Annotated in this window: 8 protein-coding genes; 4 read left to right on the top strand and 4 right to left on the bottom strand. The window is 72.3% G+C overall.

The features are described from left to right. Both MID12_RS04215 and MID12_RS04210 read right to left on the bottom strand, forming a co-directional pair. On the bottom strand, positions 1–1,095 hold the full coding sequence (locus MID12_RS04215; protein ID WP_263164979.1) for an ABC transporter substrate-binding protein: 1,095 nt from the start codon (positions 1,093–1,095) through the stop codon (positions 1–3). A gap of 161 nt (positions 1,096–1,256) precedes the next feature. Next, positions 1,257–2,273 (bottom strand): LacI family DNA-binding transcriptional regulator, encoded by a 1,017-nt coding sequence (locus MID12_RS04210; RefSeq protein ID WP_040246787.1) that lies wholly within the window; start codon positions 2,271–2,273, stop codon positions 1,257–1,259. Positions 2,274–2,455: 182 nt separating this feature from the next. Between MID12_RS04210 and MID12_RS04205 the strand changes: the two genes are divergently transcribed. The 3 genes from MID12_RS04205 (at position 2,456) to MID12_RS04195 (ending at position 10,401) form a co-directional block, all read left to right on the top strand. Then, complete coding sequence (locus MID12_RS04205; protein WP_263164976.1) at positions 2,456–5,077, top strand: PA14 domain-containing protein; 2,622 nt, start codon at positions 2,456–2,458, stop codon at positions 5,075–5,077. A gap of 319 nt (positions 5,078–5,396) precedes the next feature. Continuing rightward, a complete protein-coding gene (locus tag MID12_RS04200; protein WP_263164974.1) occupies positions 5,397–7,811 on the top strand; it encodes an RICIN domain-containing protein in 2,415 nt (804 codons plus the stop codon). A gap of 241 nt (positions 7,812–8,052) precedes the next feature. Next, positions 8,053–10,401 carry a GH92 family glycosyl hydrolase gene (locus tag MID12_RS04195; protein WP_263164972.1) on the top strand — a complete coding sequence of 783 codons (2,349 nt, stop codon included), beginning with the start codon at positions 8,053–8,055 and terminating at the stop codon, positions 10,399–10,401. A gap of 67 nt (positions 10,402–10,468) precedes the next feature. Here MID12_RS04195 and MID12_RS04190 read toward each other — a convergent pair whose 3' ends face one another. Both MID12_RS04190 and MID12_RS04185 read right to left on the bottom strand, forming a co-directional pair. Beyond that, on the bottom strand, positions 10,469–13,417 hold the full coding sequence (locus MID12_RS04190; RefSeq protein ID WP_263164970.1) for a sialidase family protein: 2,949 nt from the start codon (positions 13,415–13,417) through the stop codon (positions 10,469–10,471). A 253-nt stretch (positions 13,418–13,670) separates the two neighbouring features. After that, positions 13,671–16,148, bottom strand: a complete 2,478-nt coding sequence (locus tag MID12_RS04185) for a glycoside hydrolase family 20 zincin-like fold domain-containing protein (protein WP_263164968.1) — start codon at positions 16,146–16,148, stop codon at positions 13,671–13,673. A gap of 540 nt (positions 16,149–16,688) precedes the next feature. On the opposite strand from MID12_RS04185, the gene MID12_RS04180 reads away from it, so the two are divergent. Next, on the top strand, positions 16,689–18,164 hold the full coding sequence (locus tag MID12_RS04180; RefSeq protein ID WP_263164967.1) for a VCBS repeat domain-containing M23 family metallopeptidase: 1,476 nt from the start codon (positions 16,689–16,691) through the stop codon (positions 18,162–18,164). Positions 18,165–18,194: the final 30 nt, after the last annotated feature.

Genomic DNA, 18,194 nt, shown 5'->3' with positions numbered 1-18,194 from the left:
TCAGTAGGCCTTGTCCACATCGGACTTGGCGTTGTCCTCGGTGTAGGCGCTGTCCTTGATGACAATCTCCTGGGAGACCTTCTCGCCCTGGGTGAAGGAGTCCAGGGTGGTGAAGGCGAGCGGCCCGAAGCGCGGGTTGGACTCGATGACCCCGGATATCCAGCCGTCCACGATGCCCTGGACCGCGTTGCGGGTGCCGTCCACGGTGACGATCTTGACGGCGCCCGCCTTCTTGCCCGCGCCCTTGAGGGCGTTGACCGCGCCGAGGCCCATCTCGTCGTTCTCGGCGTAGATCCCGTCGATGCCCGGCTTGGACTGGATCAGCTGCTCGGTGACCTGCTGGCCCTTCTCGCGGGCGAACTCGCCGGTCTGCTTGAAGACCACCTTCAGGCCGGGCGCCTTCTCCTCGAGCCGCTCCTCGAAGCCTTTGGTGCGCTCGGTGGTGACGTTGTTCCCGGCCGCGCCGAGCAGGATCGCCACCGTGCCCTTGCCGCCGGTCGCCTCGATCATCCGGTCGGCGGCGCGCCGGCCCTGCTCCACGAAGTCGGAGCCGATGAAGCTGATGTAGTCCTTGCAGGCCTCGGCGTTGATCTTGCGGTCCACGGTGACGATCGGGATGTGCCGGGCGGCGGCGGAGCGCAGCACCGGCTCCCAGCCGTCGGAGTTCAGCGGCGCGATGACGAGCAGGTCGGCGCCCTTGGCGATGAGGTCCTGCACATCGCTGATCTGCTTGGAGAACTGCGACTGGGCGTTGGCGGTGAGCAGCTTGACCCCGCGCTTCTTCGCCTCCGCCTTGATCGAGGCGGTCTCCGCGATCCGGAAGGGGTTGGCCTCCTTCTCCGACTGGGAGAAGCCGACGGTGGCCTTCTCCAGATCGAGCTTCTTGCCGCCGTAGGCGCCGATGGTGCAGGTCTCGCCGCCGGAGGTGTCCGAGGAGGCGGCCGCCTCCCCGCCCTCCCGGGCCGAGGACTTCTTGCCCCCGTCGCCCTCGTCCTCGGACTTGGCGCAGCCGGAGGCGAGGACCAGGCCGGTGAGCAGCCCGGTGGCGAGCAGCGCTCTGGCGGAGGTACGGCGGCGGAATGCGGTCGACTTCATGAGATCCCCAAGTGGCGCGGCCCCTGGCGCACACAGCGCTCGCGGGGGAGATTGGGTACGGGCGGGTCAACTGGCCGTTCAGGTGAGGGTTTTACATCGTTGGAAGACCGCTGTAAACCCTCTGCTCCGAAATCCACGGGACCGGGCGCGCGGCCCGCAGGTCAGCGCCGCCCCAGGGTGCTCTCCCGCTCGATCAGCTCGAACTCGGCGGTCAGTTCCCGCCCTTGGGGGCTGGCCTGCGGGTTCTTCAGGGTGCGGAGCAGCGATTCGACGGCGAGCCGGGCGATGGCCCGCTTGTCCGGCGAGACCGTGGTCAGGGTCACCGCGCCGAACCGCCCCTCGGCGATGTCGTCGAAGCCCACCACCGCCACGTCCCAGGGCACCCGCAGCCCGCGTTCGTGCAGCACCCGCATGGCGCCGATGGCCACCAGGTCGTTGTACGCGAACACCGCGTCCGGGCGCACCCCGGCGTCCAGCATCCGCGCCATCGCCTCCGCGCCGTCGCCCCGGTCCCAGCCCGCGGTCGGCCCGATCAGCTCCTCCGGGGCGGGCAGCCCGGCCGCCGCCAGCTCCTCGCGCCAGCCCGCGAGTCGCAGGTGGGCGGGCCGGTTGGCGGAGTCGGTGCGCGCGCCGAGGTAGGCGATACGGGTGCGGCCCCGGCCGAGGAGATGGCGTACCGCGAGGCGGGCGGCGGCGACGTTGTCGATGGCGATATGCGCGTAGGGCAGGTCGTACTCGCGCTCGCCGAGCAGGACGAGGGGGACGTCGTCCTCCCGGCTGCGCAGGTCCTCGACCTCCAGCTCCAGCGGGCTGAGGATGAGCCCGTCGATCACCCCGGCCCGGAAACCCTGGCTGACCAGGACCTCCCGCTCGCGTTCGCCGCCGGTGTGGTCCAGGAGCACGGTCAGGTCGTGGGCGGCGGCCTCGTCGATGACCGCGCCGGCGAGTTCGGCGAAGTACGGGTTCCCGAGCTCCGGCAGGGCGAGCGCGAGGATGCCGGTGCGGCCCTTGCGCAGATGACGGGCCGTCAGATTCGGCCGGTAGCCCAGCTCGTCGATGGCCGCCTGCACCCGGGCCCGCATACCCGGTGTGACGTGCTGATAGTTGTTCACGACGTTCGAGACCGTCTTGATCGAGACGCCGGCGCGTTCGGCGACGTCTTTCAGGCTGACCCGCAAGGAAGTCCTCCGCGTGGGTGGGTGGCCGCGGCCCCGGTCCGCCGCGGTGGGTTCCCGCGACGGTATGTCAGAGCCCTGGACAGAATTCCGAGAGCCGTGCTGTCATGCCAACTGCTCGTCCTTTCAACGTTGTACAGACTTCGGCAACGAGCCGCCACTCTTCCTCACACACCGGAGGATTCGTGCGCACCAAACGATTCAGAAGCAGCGCGGTCCTGCTCTTGGCCGCAGCGCTCTCGGTCACCGGACTGGCCGCGGCGCCACCGACCACCTCGGCGGCGGGACCGCCGGACAAGGCCCCCGAGGTCCACGGGCTCAAGGGGGACTACTACACCCAGTCCGCCCCGGGCGCCTTCGACTTCGACGAACTCAAGACCACCGGATTCGACCCGGATCTCGACTTCGGCGACCTCGAATCCCGTCTGGACTTCGCCACCGGGGCACCGGACGACGCCAGCGTGCGCTGGACCGGGAAGCTGGTCCCCGAGGCCTCCGGCGCGCACACCTTCGCCATGAGCGGCGACAACGGCTTCCGCCTGTGGATCGGCGGAGAGCAGGTCATCGACCACTGGGTCGACGACTGGGACAACGAACAGACCTCCCAGCCGGTCGAGTTGACGGCAGGTCAGGAGTACGACATCAAGGTCGAGTACTTCGACCACTTCGGCGGGTCCAACCTCCACCTGCGCTGGACCCCGCCCGGCGGCGAGAAGGAGCCCGTACCGCAGTCCGCCTTCCGGCTGCCCGAGGACTTCGACTACGACGGCGCGCTCAGCACCACCGTGCAGCAGGACGGCCGCACCCTGCGCCTCGACTTCGCCCAGGACCTCGCCGCCCCTCCGGCCGACCTGACCGACCATGTGGAGGCCGTCATCGGCGGCGCCACGTGGCCGCTGGACAAAGCCCAGTTGGACCCCGAGGACCCGAGCGCCCTGCTCGTCGGCCTCGGTGAACCGGTGGTCGGCAACAAGGACGGCACCGCCCGCGGCACCGTCGACCTGCGCTACGACGGCGAGGGCGGCCTCAGCGGTACCGGCCCCGGGACCGGGATCGGCGCCTTCTGGAGCAGCGGCCCGAACAAGTCCACCTACGAGCTGCGCACCGAGTGGGCCGACGACGTGACCCCGGAGAACGCGCACCGGGAGTACCCGCGCCCGCAGCTCACGCGGGACGACTGGCAGAACCTCAACGGCGAGTGGCAGTTCGCCGGTGCCGAGAAGGGCGAAGAGCCCCCGGTCGGCAAGGACCTGGACGAGAAGATCCTGGTGCCCTACCCGGTCGAGTCCCAGCTCTCCGGCGTCCAGCGCCACGAGGACCGGATGTGGTACAAGCGCACCTTCACCGTCCCGGAGGACTGGAAGATCGGTGACGCCCGGCGCCTGAACCTCAACTTCGGCGGCGTGGACTGGAAGTCCGAGGTCTGGGTCAACGGCACCCGGGTCGCTCAACACACCGGCGGCTACGACAAGTTCAGCGCCGACATCACCAAGGCGCTGAAGCCCGGCGGCAGTCAGGAGCTGATCGTCGGCGTCTACGACCCGACCGACGCCGAGGACGGCGAGAACCCGCCCCTCGGCAAGCAGCGACTGGACCCGAGCGGCATCTGGTACACCCCGTCCTCCGGCATCTGGCAGACGGTGTGGATGGAGCCGGTGGCAGCCGACCACGCCGACTCGCTCCAGCTGAGCCCCGACGCGAAGACCGGCACGGTGGGCGTCCAGCCGCGCGGCGTACGCGCCGGAGTCCCGGTCACCGCCACCGCCTCCGCCAACGGCAAGGAGGTCGCCACCGCGAGCGGCCGCACCGGCACCCCGCTGGAGCTGAAGATCAGCGACCCGCACCTGTGGTCCCCCGACGACCCCTTCCTCTACGACCTGGAGGTCACCGTCGGCGAGGACCGCGTCGGCAGCTACTTCGGCATGCGCTCCATCGCCGTGGAGAAGGTGAACGGCACCCCGCGCACCGTGCTCAACGGCAAGCCCGTCTTCATGATGGCCACCCTCGACCAGGGCTTCTGGCCGGACGGACTGCACACCGCGCCGAGTGACGAGGCCCTCGCCTACGACCTCAAGATGCACAAGGAGATGGGCTTCAACTCGGTCCGCAAGCACATCAAGGTGGAACCGGACCGCTGGTTCTACTGGGCCGACAAGCTCGGGCTCCTGGTCTGGCAGGACATGCCCTCGATGACCGCCGGGGTCGACCCGGACACCGAGTCCCGCGCCGAGTACGAGCGCGAGATGAAGACGATGATCGAGCAGCACGGCAACAGCCCCTCGATCGTCATGTGGGTCACCTTCAACGAGGGCTGGGGCCAGTACGACCAGGCCCGCATCGCCGACCAGGCCAAGGCCTGGGACCCGAGCCGCTTGGTCAACAACATGAGCGGTCTCAACTGCTGCGGTGCCGTCGACGGCAAGAACGGCGACATCGCCGACGCGCACGGCTATCCGAGTCCCCAACTGCCCGCCCCGGACGGCAGACGGGCCCTGGTCAGCGGCGAGTACGGCGGCCTCGGACTCGCGGTGCCCGGGCACGCCTGGTCGGTCCAGATGTCGTATGTGAACGTCGACCCGGAGACGTACACCGACGACTACGTGACCAAGCTGGACGAGGTCCGCGCGCTCGCCTGCAAGGGCGGCAACGGCGCCGTCTACACGCAGATCTCCGATGTCGAGGGCGAGTTGAACGGTCTGCTCACCTACGACCGCAAGGTGGTCAAGCCGGATGTGCAGCGGATCAGGGCGGCCCACGAGTCCCTGATCCGGGACGCCTCGCAGCCCACCGTGCCGGGCTGCGCCTGACCGGTACCCCGCGCCGGGCCCTGACCCCCGGCGCGGGGTGCCCCGCACCTGCGAGCCGTGCACCTGCGGGTCCCGCACCTCCGGGCCCCGCACCGTAGGCCGGTGCCTCGCCCGGTCCCGCACGCCGTCCGGCGCCCCGCAGCAACCGGCGCCCCGCAGCGGCCCGGGCTCCACGGCGGCCCGGGGTCACCCGGCCGCCCCGCCCGGCCCGCTCCCGCGCGCGCCGGTCGGGGCCCGCGCCCGCGCGCCCCGGCGCGCCCCCGCGCGACAGAGCCTCCGCGCGCCCCTGGCCGCACCACCCCTCCCGAGGAGCACCCCCATGCCCCTGAACAGACGACGCCTCCTCCAGTCCGGATCCCTCGCCCTCGGCGCCCTCGCCGTGCAGCCGTCGCTCGCCGCCGCCGCGTCCGCCGACCGCCCGGCCCCGCGCGGCCCCGCCCCCGAGGCCTTCGGCCGCCTGCCCACCGGCAGCGTCACCGCCCGCGGCTGGCTCGCCGGCCAGCTGCGCCTCCAGCTCGACGGACTCTGCGGCCGCTACGCCGAGCGCTCCCACTTCCTCGACTTCGACCGCACCGGCTGGGTGCACCCCGAGGAGAACGGCTGGGAGGAGGTGCCGTACTGGCTGCGCGGCTACATCCCGCTGGCGATCGCCACCAGGGACGAGCGGGCCCTCGCCGCGTCCCGCCGCTGGGTCGACGCGATCCTCGCCACCCAGGAGCCGGACGGCTTCTTCGGCCCCCGCGCCCTGCGCACCGCGCTCAACGACGGCCCCGACTTCTGGCCCTTCCTGCCGCTGCTCATGGCCCTGCGCAGCCACCAGGAGCACACCGGCGACGAACGGATCGTGCCCTTCCTCAGCCGCTTCCTGCGCTACATGAACGCCCAGGGCAAGAGCGCCTTCGACTCCAGCTGGGTCTCGGTGCGCTGGGGCGACGGCATCGACACCGCGCTCTGGCTGCACCGCCGCACCGGCGAGGACTTCCTGCTCGACCTGGTCGGCAAGATGCACACCTACGGCGCCGACTGGACCGCCGAGCAACTGCCCACCCCGCACAACGTCAACATCGCCCAGGGCTTCCGCGAGCCCGCCCAGTACGCCCAGTTCGCCGCCTCGGGCGCCGCTGAACTGACCCGCGCCACCTACCGCGTCTACGAGCAAGTCCTCGGCGCCGGCGGCCAGTTCCCCGGCGGCGGCATCGCCGGGGACGAGAACATCCGCCCCGGCTTCGGCGACCCCCGCCAGGGCTTCGAGACCTGCGGCATCGTCGAGTTCATGACCAGCCACGAACTCCTCACCCGGCTCACCGGCGACCCGGTCTGGGCGGACCGCTGCGAGGACCTGGCCTTCAACATGCTGCCCGCCTCCCTCGACCCCGAGGGCAAGGCGATCCACTACGTCACCGCCGCCAACAGCATCGACCTCGGCAAGGACCGCAAGACCGAGGGCCAGTTCCAGAACGGCTTCGCCATGCAGGCCTACCATCCGGGCGTCGACGACTACCGCTGCTGCCCGCACAACTACGGCATGGGCTGGCCCTACTTCACCGAGGAGCTGTGGCTCAGCGCCCCGGACGGGGGACTGGCCGCCGCGATGTACGCGCCCTCGCAGGTCCGCGCCCGGGTCGGCGACGCCACCGGCGGCACCACGGTCACCGTCACCGAGGAGACCGGCTACCCCTTCGAGGAGACCGTCACCCTGACCGTCCGCACCCCCCAACCTGTCGCCTTCCCCCTCCACCTGCGCATCCCCGGCTGGTGCGGCGAGCCTCAACTCACCGTCGCCGGAAGCCCGTCGGAGGCGGCACCCGGCCCGGCCTTCACCCGGGTCGAGCGCACCTGGCAGGACGGCGACCGCGTGGTCCTGCGCCTGCCGCAGCGCACCACCACCCGCACCTGGAGCGGCAACCAGGACGCCGTCAGCATCGACCACGGGCCGCTGACGTACTCCCTGAAGATCGGCGAGAAGTACGAGCGCTACGCGGGCACCGACGCCTTCCCGGAGTACGAGGTCCGCGCCACCGGGCCCTGGAACTACGGTCTGCTCGCGGACGGCGAGACGACCCTGCGCCGCAGAAAGGGCCCGGTCCCCGACAACCCCTTCACCCAGGAGGCGGTGCCCGTCTCGCTCACCGCCCGGGCCCGCCGTATCGAGGCCTGGCGGGCGGATCAGGAGAACGTCGTCACCCCGCTCCAGCAGAGCCCCGCCCACAGCGAGGCCCCCGCGGAAGAGGTCACCCTGATCCCGATGGGCGCCGCCCGGCTGCGTATCACCGCCTTCCCCACCGTCCGCCGCGACGGCCGGCCGTGGACCCCCGAACCGCCCTACCACCGCCTGCTGAACAAGCACAGCGGCAAGGTGCTCGCCGTCGACGGCATGTCCACCGAGGACGGCGCGCGGGTGGTGCAGTTCGACAACTCCGGTACGGGCGACCACGCTTGGCAGGTCGTCGAGCGCGGCAGCGGTCAACTCCTGCTGCGCAACGGCCAGAGCGGCAAGGTCCTCGCCGTCGAGGGCGCCTCGACCGCCGACAGCGCGCCGATCGTGCAGTTCACCGACAACGGCCGGGACGACGAACTCTGGTCCTTCACCGACAAGGGCGACGGCTGGTTCCTGATCCGCAACCGCCACAGCGGCAAGGTCCTCGGCGTGGACCGGATGTCCACCGAGAACAGCGCGCAGGTGGTCCAGTTCGCGGACAACGGCACCGACGACCATCTGTGGCGGTTCGCCTGAGGGGCAAGTACCCCGGTCGGTAGGGGAGTTGGGCGGGTCTCGCGCCCGCGGGGAGGAGGGTGGGCGGCGGGCGGATCCGCCCGGGGGCTTTCGTCCTCCTCGCCGTGGCCGCGATCCGTCCCGCCCCGTGTCTTGACGAGCACATGCCCGCCGCGAAGAATGCGGGCATCGGTGGCTGACAACGTTGTCCGGCCGGGGTCCGCCGCCGCCCTTTCCCCTGCGCAAGGAGGCGCCCTCCGCCATGACTTGGATCCCACGGATACGCGGCGCGGTGACCGCCGCCGCGGTGGCCGCGCTGCTCGGCGGCGCCCTCGCCGTTCCCGCGGCGCAGGCCACCGGGCAGCACGGCGGCGGCCGGCTCACCGACCTGGTCAACCCGTTCATCGGCACCGAGAACGAGGGCAACACCTACCCCGGCGCCGCGGTGCCCTTCGGGATGGTGCAGCTCTCGCCGGACACCGGGCACAACACCGGCTACGACCACTCGGACACGCACATCCGGGGCTTCTCCAGCATCCACCTCTCCGGGGTCGGCTGCGGGCTCGGCGGCGATCTGCCGGTGCTGCCCACCACGGGCGAGGTCACCGAGACGGACTACGCCGAGTACGCGGCGGAGTTCAGCCACGACGAGGAGCAGGCCGCGCCCGGCTCGTACCAGGTGGGCCTGAAGACGGGGATCCACGCGGCGCTGACCGCGACCGAGCGGACCGGGGTGCAGCGCTACACCTTCCCGGCGACCGACAAGGCCAACGTCCTGCTGAACGCGGGCCAGTCGCTGCACCGCACGCTCTCCACCGAGGTGGAGATCCTGGACAGCCGTACGGTGCGCACCGCGATCACCGGCAGCGGCTTCTGCCAGGACACCGAGCCGTACACCCTCTACACGGTCACCCGCTTCGACCGGCCCTTCGAGAAGGCCTCCGGCACCTGGAAGGGCGCCACCGTCACCGAGGGCTCGCGGAGCTCCACGGCGGGGGAGGAGCGCAACGGCGCCTTCCTCCGCTTCGACACCCGGCGGGACCGCACCGTCGAGGCGACCACCGCGCTCTCCTACGTGGACGCCAAGGGCGCGGCGCTCAACCTCCGTGCGGAGGGCGGGCGTTCGTACCGTTCGGTGGAGCGGGCCGCGCGGGCGGCCTGGGAGGAGCGGCTCGGCCAGGTGCGCGCCCAGGGCGGCAGCGAGACCCTGCGCCGCACCTTCTACTCCTCGCTCTACCGGTCCTTCCTGGCGCCGAACATCGGCAGCGACGTGGACGGCCGCTACACCGGCTGGGACCAGCACAAGCACCGCGCCAAGGGGTTCACGTACTACCAGAACTGGTCGCTGTGGGACACCTACCGCACCCAGGCGCAGCTGCTCGCGCTGCTCGCCCCGCGGGAGTCCCGGGACATGGCGCTCTCGGTGCTCGCCGTCGACGAGGACAGCGGCTGGCTGCCCAAGTGGGGCTACGGCACGGTCGAGACGAACATCATGACCGGCGACCCGGTCACCCCCTTCCTCACCAACGCCTACCAGCAGGGGCTGCTCAAGGGGCATGAGGAGCGGGCCTACCGCGCGCTGAAGAAGAACGCGGACGGGGTGCCGCCCGCCGATTCCCCGCCGGTCGGCCGGGAGGCCAACAAGGAGTACCTGAAGGACGGTTTCGCCCCCTACCTCAAGGGCCGCCCGCACGCCAAGCCCGGCGACTCGGACTACGACCACGGGGCCTCGGCCACCCTGGAGTACGCCCTCTCGGACGCGATGCTCGCGCAGATGGCCGGGGACCTCGGCCACCGCGCGGACGCGGAGCGCTATGCCGAGCGCGCCCAGAACTACCGCCGGATCTTCGACAGTTCGACCGGGTTCTTCCGCGCGCGGGACGGCGAGGGCGCCTTCACCGGGCCCGCCGACCCGGCCAAGAGCGAGGGCTTCCACGAGGGCACCTCCTGGCAGTACCAGTGGCTCGTCCCGCAGGACCTGCCCGGCATGGTGGACCTGATCGGCGGCACGGACGCCACCAACGCGCGCCTCGACTCCTTCTTCGCCTACGAGGAGTTGCTCAAGGATCCGGAGAAGACCGCCCGCGAGGTGTGGGTCAACGGCCCGTACGACTACTACAACGCGGACAAGTACAACCCGCAGAACGAGCCGGACCTGATCGCCCCGTACACCTATCTGTCGACCGGGCAGCCGTGGAAGACCACGGATGTGGTGCACGCGGCGCTGACCCTGTTCACCGACGCCCCGACCGGGATGACCGGCAACGACGACCTGGGCACCATGTCCGCCTGGAACGTCCTCTCCTCGATCGGCGTCTTCCCGGTCCAGCCGGGCACCGACACCTGGGGCCTGTCCACCCCGGTCTTCGAGCGCGTCGACATCCGCCTCGACCGGCGCTACTACCCGCACGGCCGCCTCACGGTGAAGGCGCCGGGCACCTCGGGGACCGCGCGCTACATCCAGTCGGCGCGGGTGGACGGCGAGGAGTACGGCAAGACGTATCTCACCACCGGCGATCTGCGCGGGATGCGCCAACTCTCCTTCACCGTGGGGGAGAAGCCCTCGAAGTGGGGGACCTCCGGCGAGGCGGCGCCGCCGGCGCTGGACTAGCGGCCCTCGGCTCATGAGGGGAGGCGGCGGGACCGAGCACACCCCGCCGCCTCCCCTTACTGCTGCCTCAGCGCACGGTCACCAGCCGGGACCAGATGCGGCGGTGGCTGTCCGCGCCCGGTGTCCAGTCCGCGCCCCGGTCGCCGATCAGGAGCAGCCGGTCGGGGCCGATCGCTACCGAGGTGCCGTTGCCCGAGTTGCGGTAGTCCACGGCCTGCGGCGCGGACCAGGACGTGCCGGAACCGTCCTCGGAGAGCAGCATCGACATTCCGGGGCGCCCGATGAGCAGCACCAGGCGGCCGTCGCCCATCAGCGTCAGCTCGGGCCGGATGCCGGTGACCGGCTGCCCGCCGTCCGGGCCCGCGCGCAGCACCTGCGGCGCGGACCAGGTGCGGCCGTCGTCGGTGGAGCGCGCCTGGTAGAGCGGGCGGTAGTTGCCGGTGCGCATCAGGGTGAGCAGCGAGCCGTCGGCAAGGCGCACCACCGAGCCCTCGTCGAAGCCCTCGTAGGAGGCCTCCCCGGAGAGGCCGGGGTCCACCGCCACCGTGGAGCGGACGCTCCAGTCGACGCCGCCGTCGGTGGAGACGAGCAGCACCTGCCGGTACTTGGCGTCGCCCGCGTAGTAGCCGTAGGCGCTCTGGTAGAGGCTGCCGTCCGGGTTCTCCAGGACCCGGTTGATGAGGACGAAGCCGCCGAGGCCCTTGCCGGAGGGGATCGGCTTCATCGGTCCCGGGGCCGTCATGGTGCCGTTGCCGCGCCGCCAGGTGGCGCCGCCGTCCGAGGAGCGGGCGGTGCGCACGGTGGCCCGGGTGTTGTTGCTCCCCGGCACCATGAAGGTCAGGTAGTTCACGGCGAGCAGATCGCCCCCGGCGAGCTGGGTCACGTACGAGGACTGCTCGTCCGGGAAGGGGTTGCGGGCGGGCTGCTTGCGCCAGGAGCGGCCGTCGTCGGGGGTGGCGACCAGCTCGGTGCCGACCGCGTCGACCGCGTCGCCGTGGCGGGGGTAGACCGCGAGGGTCTCGCCGCCGGGGAGCCGGGCGGCGGAGTTGGGCATCTGGAGGTTTCCCTGCTCCACCTGGTCGACGGTGACGGTCGGGCCCACCGCGAACGGCCCGGCGGGGGCGGGCACTTGGGCGCTCGGCGGCCCGAAGCGGATGCCGTCCAGGAAGACGTCGTCGCCCGTGGGCGCGGTGCCCGAGCCGCCGAAGCGGTAGCCGGTGAGGTCGTCGGCCTCGCGCATGCCCCAGCTGCCGGCCTCGCCCACCACCCGTCCACCGACGAGGAGTTGGGCACGCGCGGTGTCCTCGGGGACTCGGACGGCCAGTTCCGACCACTGACCGGTGGGTACGGTGCCGGGCGCGGCCAGCTGCGTCCAGCCGAGGCCATCGTACCAGCGCAGCGCGCCCTGCGGGGTGACCGAGAGATGGAAGACCGGTGCCGGGGCGCCGGAGACGCCCGCCGTGTGCCCGAGCAGGCTGAAGGTGAAGCCGTTGGGCAGCGACTCGGGGTACGCCCAGAAGGCCAACTCCGTTGCACGGCGCGGGGCGTGGAGGCAGTCCAGTTCGGTGCGCCCGGTCGCGGAGGCGTCCCGTACCCGCAGCGAGCGGGCGCTGTCCTTGCCGCGGGCGTCGCTCACGGTGGCGGCGGTGGCCCCGGCGGGGGCGGCGCAGCCCGGCGGGACGGAGCCGACCGGGTCGCTCTCGTGGCCGCGGGCGGCCGTCGCCGGGCCGAAGGCGACCCGGTCCACGCTCACCTCGTCGCCGGTGGGCGCGGAGCCCGCCGAGCCGAAGCGGTAGCCGCTGAGGTCCTGGAGCGCGGCCCCGGCGACCGGGCCCGCCCGGCCGACCGAGGTGCCGCCGACCCGGACCTCCGCGCCGCTCCGGTCCGCGGCCACCGCCACCTCGACGCCGGTCCAGCGCCCGGTGGGCAGGGTGCCCGCGGGCGCCAACTGCCGCCAGGCGGAGCCGTCGTACCAGCTGAGCGTGCCGCCCGGACCGGCGAGGAAGTGGAAGCCGGGCGAGGGGGCGCCGCCGCCCGCGCGGTGGCCGAGGAGCCCGAAGGTGAAGCCGTTCGGCAGTGCCTCGGGGCGCACCGAGAAGGCGAGGGTGCCGGAGGGCGCGGCCGGGGCGGGGCAGGTGGTCTCCACGCCCTGGGCGGCGGAGGTGTCGAGGATCCGCAGGGCGCGCGGGCTCGCCTCGCCCCGGACGTCGCTGACCACGGCCGGTGCCGCGTTCGCGGGGGCGGTGCAGCCGGACGGCGGCTGGCCCGGCATCTCGGCGTCGAAGTCCCGGGTGGCGGTGGTGTCCTGGGAGGCGGGCCCGAAGGAGACATCGTCCACGAAGACATCGTCGCCGGTGGGGGCGGTGCCCGCGCCGGAGAACTGGTGGCCGGTCAGCGCCGCGACCTTCCCGCCCGCCGGAGCGGCCCGGCCCGCGTAGGCGTCCCCCACGTACAGGTAGGCGGCGCCCCGGTCGCGCGGCACCTCGACGGTGATCCGGTCCCAGCGGCCCGGGGCGACGCTCCCGGCCGGGGCGAGCGCCTGCCAGCCGGTGCCGTCCTGCCAGCGCAGCGAGCCGTCCGGGGCCGCCTGGAAGTGGAAGACGGGACGGGCCGCGCCGCCGCTCTCGAAGCGGCCGAGCACGCTGAAGAGGAAGCCGTTCGGCAGCGCCTCCGGCCGCATCGCGAAGCCGAGGCGGGCGCCGAGCCGGGTCGGTCCCGGGCAGGCCAGGTCGGTGCGCCCGGTGGCGGAGGTGTCCCGTACCCGCAGCGAGCGGGCGCTGTCCTGCCCGCGGACATCGCTGACCACGGCCGCCGAGGCGCCCTCGGTGGGCGCGCAGCCCGGCGGGGCGGCGCCGACCGGAGCCTCCTCGAAGGTGTGCACCACCGGGTCGCCCGGACCGGAGGGCCCCTCGGCGGCACCGGCCGGAGGCGCCCCGGCGAGCGAGCCCGCGAGCAGTGCGGCGAGGACGAGCAGGACGGTTCCCGGGCGGGCGCGGGCGGGCAGCAGGGGTCTCATCGTGTCTCCACGGGGCGGGCGGACGGGGGAGTTGGGGCGGGGGGGGGGCCGGTACGGGCGGGGCCGGGGTCCCGGCGCGGTGGCCGGGCGGTGGGCGGGGCCCGGGCCGGTAGCCCGACCGCCCGGCGGACCGGTGGCCCGGCGGACTGGTAGCCCGGCCGCTCGGCGGACCGGCGGACCGGCGGACCGGGGGCTCGGTGGCCCGGCAGCCCCGGGCCGGACGGGTGTCGGCGGGTGCCGGACCGGGTGCGGCCTATGCGGGTACGGGGATGCTGCCGCCCCAGTCCTCGGCGGTGACCCGGCCCGCCGAGTGGTCGTAGAAGCGGTGGGCCAGCGAGCCGGAGGCGCCCCGGAACCAGACGTGGTGCTGGTCGCCTACGGCGAGGCCCGCGGGGTCGTCGGTCACCGCACCGGCGGTGTCCCAGTCCTCGCGGCGGAGGCCGGTGCCGGGTTCGTACGACCAGTGGCGCAGCGTTCCGTCGGCGGCGCGGGCGAAGACGTGCACCTCCTGGCCGTGGACGAACGCCACCGGGGCACCGGCGAGTTCACCGCCCCAGCTCTCGGCGACCACGGCGCCGCTGCCGCCCCGGAAGCGGTGGGCGAGGGTGCCGTCGGCCGCGCGGTGGAAGACATGCTGCTGGCCGCCGAGGGCGAGTGCGGCCACCTCCGAGGTCACGCTCCCCGGGGCCGCGCCCCAGTCGTCCCGTCCGACCGCCCCGCCGGGGCCCGGGTACCACCAGTGCCCGAGGCCGTCCGCCGCGGTGCGGGCGAACACATGCTGCTCCGTGCCGTGCACGAACGCGGCCGGGGCGCCGTCGAGTTGTCCGCCCCAGTTCTCCGCGACCACCTCGCCGCCGCGGACCCGGAAGCGGTGCGCGAGGCTGCCGTCGGCGGCCCGGTGGTAGACGTGCTGCTGCCCGCCCACCGCGTAGGCGGCCGGGGCCGAGGTGACGGTTCCCGGCCCGGCGCCCCAGTCGTCCTCGGCGGGCAGCGCCCCGGGCAGCCTCGACCAGTGGCGCAGCGAGTCGTCGGTGCCGCGCGCGAAGGCGACCGTCTCCGTGCCGTGGGCGAATCCGGCGGGCGCGCCCGCGACGTGGCCGCCCGGCCAGTGCTCCGCGGTCATCCGGCCCGCGCGCTCGCTCCAATACCAGTGCAGCAGACCGCCGTTGGCCCCGGCCGCGGTGAGGACGTGTTGCTCGCCCCCGTCGGCGCTGCGGAAGGCGCGTCCGCCGAGCGCGGTCTCCTCGGTGAGCCAGAGCGAGGTGCCGGGGGCGTGCCCCACCGCGTCGACCAGCGGCGCGAAGCCCGGGTAGGCGGCGGCCGGCTTCGGCGAGCCCCAGGTGATCTGGGCCAGCGAGCGCAGCGGCGCGTGCAGCCGCTCGTAGATCTGCACCTCGGTCTCCACGTCCGGCACGGTCCAGACGTGCAGCTTCGCGCCCAGCAGACCCGGGGTGTCGTCGGGGACGCTGGAACCGCTGAACAGCCCGACCCGGAAGCCCTCGTAGATCTTCGCGGGGTCGGGGCGGCGGCCACCGAGGTCGTAGTAGAGGAAGTCCAGATTGCTGTTCTGCACCCGGTAGCCGTCGCGGAGCAGTTCGGCGGCGGGCCTGCCGTGGCTGATCCAGTGCTCGACCAGGACCTCGCGGTCGATCTGCACATGCGGATCGGGCAGCATGCCGTCGTTCCAGATGCGCATCGTCCGCCCGGCGGCGCGGACTTGGGCATGGCAGAGGTTGACGAAGCCGTAGGCGGCATCCACGCCCTTCGCCTCGGGACCGTAGTGCGCCCGCGCGTAGGCGGCCAGTTGGGGGAAGGAGTCGTAGTCGCTGCCGATCAGGTACTCGTCGGCGCCCAGGTGCCAGTGCGGGCCCTCGAACTCCGGCAGGAGCGCGGCCAGTTGCTCGCGTGCGTAGGTGTAGCCGGACTCCCGGGACAGGTCGAGGGAGGCCGGGCGGCCCGGCAGGTGCAGCTCCGGGCGGCCGGTCAGCTCGGTCTCCAGGTGGCCCGGCATGTTGAACTGCGGGACCACGGTGACGTGGTAGCGGGCGGCGAACCGCGCGACGGCCTTCATCTGCGCGAGGTCCACCCGCTTGTAGCCCACGTACAGCGAGAGCATGTTCATCTTGAGATAGGCGAGTTCGCGGATCTGCTCCTGCCACCAGCGCGTCGAGAAGGACTTGGGCTCATTGGCGACGAGCAGTCCGCGCTCGGGATAACGCGGCCAGTCGCGCAGCGTGCCGCCCTCGATCGTCCGTGCGGCGCGCAGGAGTTGGAGCACCGTGCGGCTGCCGCGGAAGACGCCGGTGGCGGTACGGGCCCTCAGGCGCAGCGTCGGGGCGATCGTCAACGCATAGCCCTCCTCGCCGAGTTGGGCGTCGGTGGACCCGAGGGTGAGCAGCAGGTCCCCGGCCCGCGCACCGCTCGCGGCACCGACCACCACCTGTGGTGCGGTGCCGGTGAGCGCGGCCAGATCGGCGGCGAACGTCCGGGCGTCGGCCTCCAGTTGACCGGCGTACGCGGAGTCGACGACCAGGCGGCTGCCCGCCCCGTAGCCGAAGCCGGTCCCCCCGGCCGTCCACTCCTGGGGCGCGGGGATCACGGCTCCCGGCCCGGCGGCCGCGGCGCGGGCGGGAGAGAGGGCGGGGCCGAACGGACCACCGGCGAGGGCGGCACCGGCACCGAGGGAGAGCGCGGAGCGCAGCACCGTACGGCGGGAGGGAGGCGGGGGCATCGACGGACCCTTCGGTGGGGAGAGGACTGGCCTGTGCGGTCGGGCCGTACGGGCTGCGCGGGGCGTGCCAGGGGTACGGGTGCGTGCGGGCGGCGGGCGTCCCGCACGGGGCGGGCAGACGCGCTGCACCCCGCGCGCGGCAGGGCTGCTCCGGCGCAGGGGGTCCGGTCCTGCGTCCGTGTCCGTCGGCGCCGGGCGGGGCCCGGCCGGGGACGGCGGCGTCACCGTAGCAGGACCGGCCGCGCTTCAGTAGAGGTGAAGGAGTCATGACTTTCCGGTGACCGGCCACGAGTCCGCAGGGAGTCGGTGAAGTGCGCGCCCCCGCGCGGGAGTTCGGCTCTTTCCGCATTCTTGACGTGTTCATGAGCGGCCTTCTAGAGTTCACGAGCAGAGAGCGTGAAATCGATTTCATGAATGTTTCCGTCACCTCGCCTTCACATCCCCTGCGGAGGCGGGCCCCAGATGAGAGTCCGCGCCCGGCAGCTCCCGCTTTCCCCGGCTCCCACTCCGGATCCTCTCGGACCTTCTCGGAGGCACCCCATGCGAAGACGGCTCCAAGGACTCGCCGCCCTGCTGGCGACCTTCGTCGTGGCACTGCTCCTCAGTCCGGCGCCCCCGGCCGCCGCCGCGGGGCCGCGGCCCGACTTCCGCGCGCCGTGGCCCTGCGGGGAGGGACGGGACTACTACCACCACTCCACCGAGGTCGTGAACGCCATCGACTTCAACATCGCCGGCAGCGCCGACCTCGGCACTCCCGCCCTCGCCACCGCCTCCGGCACCGCACAGGTGATCCTCGACCACCCCGGCTACGGCAACCACGTACGCATCGACCACGGCGGCGGCTGGACCACCCTGGTCGGCCACCTCAGCAGCGTGTCGGTGACGAACGGCCAGTACGTGACCGCCGGTCAGGAGGTCGGCAAGGTCGGCAGCACCGGGCAGTCCACCGGCCCGCACCTTCACTACGAACAGGAGGCGGACGGCGTCAACCAGCCCATCGTCATCGACGGCGTCGCCCTGCGCTACAGCAGCACCCCCGCCCGCCACACCAGCGGCAACTGCGGTGGCGGTGGGCTGAAGCTGGGTGGTTCGCCGACGGACTTCAATGGTGACGGCAAGGCGGATGTGGTGACGTTCACGCATGGTGCGGCGGCGGATGTGTATGCGGCGACGTCGACGGGTTCGGGTTTTTCGGGGACGACGGTGAAGTGGAACGACTACTTCGCGTTGAGTGGTGAGGTGCCGTCGAGTGGTGACTTCGACGGTGACGGCAAGGACGACATCGTGACGTTCACGCGGGGGTCGTTGGCGGATGTGTATGTGGGTTTGTCGAGTGGGTCTGCTTTCTCCGGTGGGGTGAAGTGGAACGATTTCTTCGCGGTGGGGGGTGAGGTTCCGGCGACGGGTGATTTCAACGGTGATGGTAAGGACGACATCGTGACGTTCACCAATGATGCGAATGGTGATGCGTTCGTGGCGTTGTCGGACGGTGCGAAGTTCGGTGCCGGTGTGAAGTGGCACGACTTCCTCGCCCCGAACGGTGAGTTCCCGGCGATCGGTGACGTGAACGGTGACGGCAAGGATGATGTCGTGGTGTTCACGCAGGGCACCCGCGGTGATGTGTTCGTGGCGCTGTCGACGGGTTCGGGGTTCGCTCCGGCGCAGTTGGCGCACGAGTTCTTCGCCCCGGGTGCGGAGCAGCCGCGGGTCGGTGACGTGAACGGTGATGGCAAGGACGACATCGTGACCTTCACCTCGAACGCCGACCGCGATGTGTATGTGGCCTTGTCGGATGGTGCGAAGTTCGGCCCTGGTGTGAAGTGGAACGATTCCTTCACTCCGGCCGGTGAGTTCCCGTACGTAGGCGATTTCGACGGTGACGGCAAGGACGACATCGTGACCTTCACCAAGAACGCCTCCGCCGATGTCTATGTCGGTCTGTCGACCGGGAGTTCCTTCGGTGCCGGGGCGAAATGGCACGACCTCTTCGGGCTCCCCGGCGAAACCGCCTTCTGACGGCTGAGGATCGGCCGCACACCCCAGTTG

The organism is Streptomyces sp. SCSIO ZS0520 (assembly GCF_025643355.1).
Taxonomy (GTDB): domain Bacteria; phylum Actinomycetota; class Actinomycetes; order Streptomycetales; family Streptomycetaceae; genus Streptomyces; species Streptomyces physcomitrii.
Note: the sequence above shows the minus strand (reverse complement) of the source record. Positions and strands in the feature narration are given on the sequence as shown.

Bases quoted from the DNA above. Each gene is read 5' to 3' on its own strand.
- MID12_RS04215 (WP_263164979.1), bottom strand. From the start codon at position 1,095: ATGAAGTCGACCGCATTCCGCCGCCGTACCTCCGCCAGAGCGCTGCTC.
- MID12_RS04200 (WP_263164974.1), top strand. From the start codon at position 5,397: ATGCCCCTGAACAGACGACGCCTCCTCCAGTCCGGATCCCTCGCCCTC.
- MID12_RS04195 (WP_263164972.1), top strand. From the start codon at position 8,053: ATGACTTGGATCCCACGGATACGCGGCGCGGTGACCGCCGCCGCGGTG.
- MID12_RS04190 (WP_263164970.1), bottom strand. From the start codon at position 13,417: ATGAGACCCCTGCTGCCCGCCCGCGCCCGCCCGGGAACCGTCCTGCTC.
- MID12_RS04185 (WP_263164968.1), bottom strand. From the start codon at position 16,148: ATGCCCCCGCCTCCCTCCCGCCGTACGGTGCTGCGCTCCGCGCTCTCC.
- MID12_RS04180 (WP_263164967.1), top strand. From the start codon at position 16,689: ATGCGAAGACGGCTCCAAGGACTCGCCGCCCTGCTGGCGACCTTCGTC.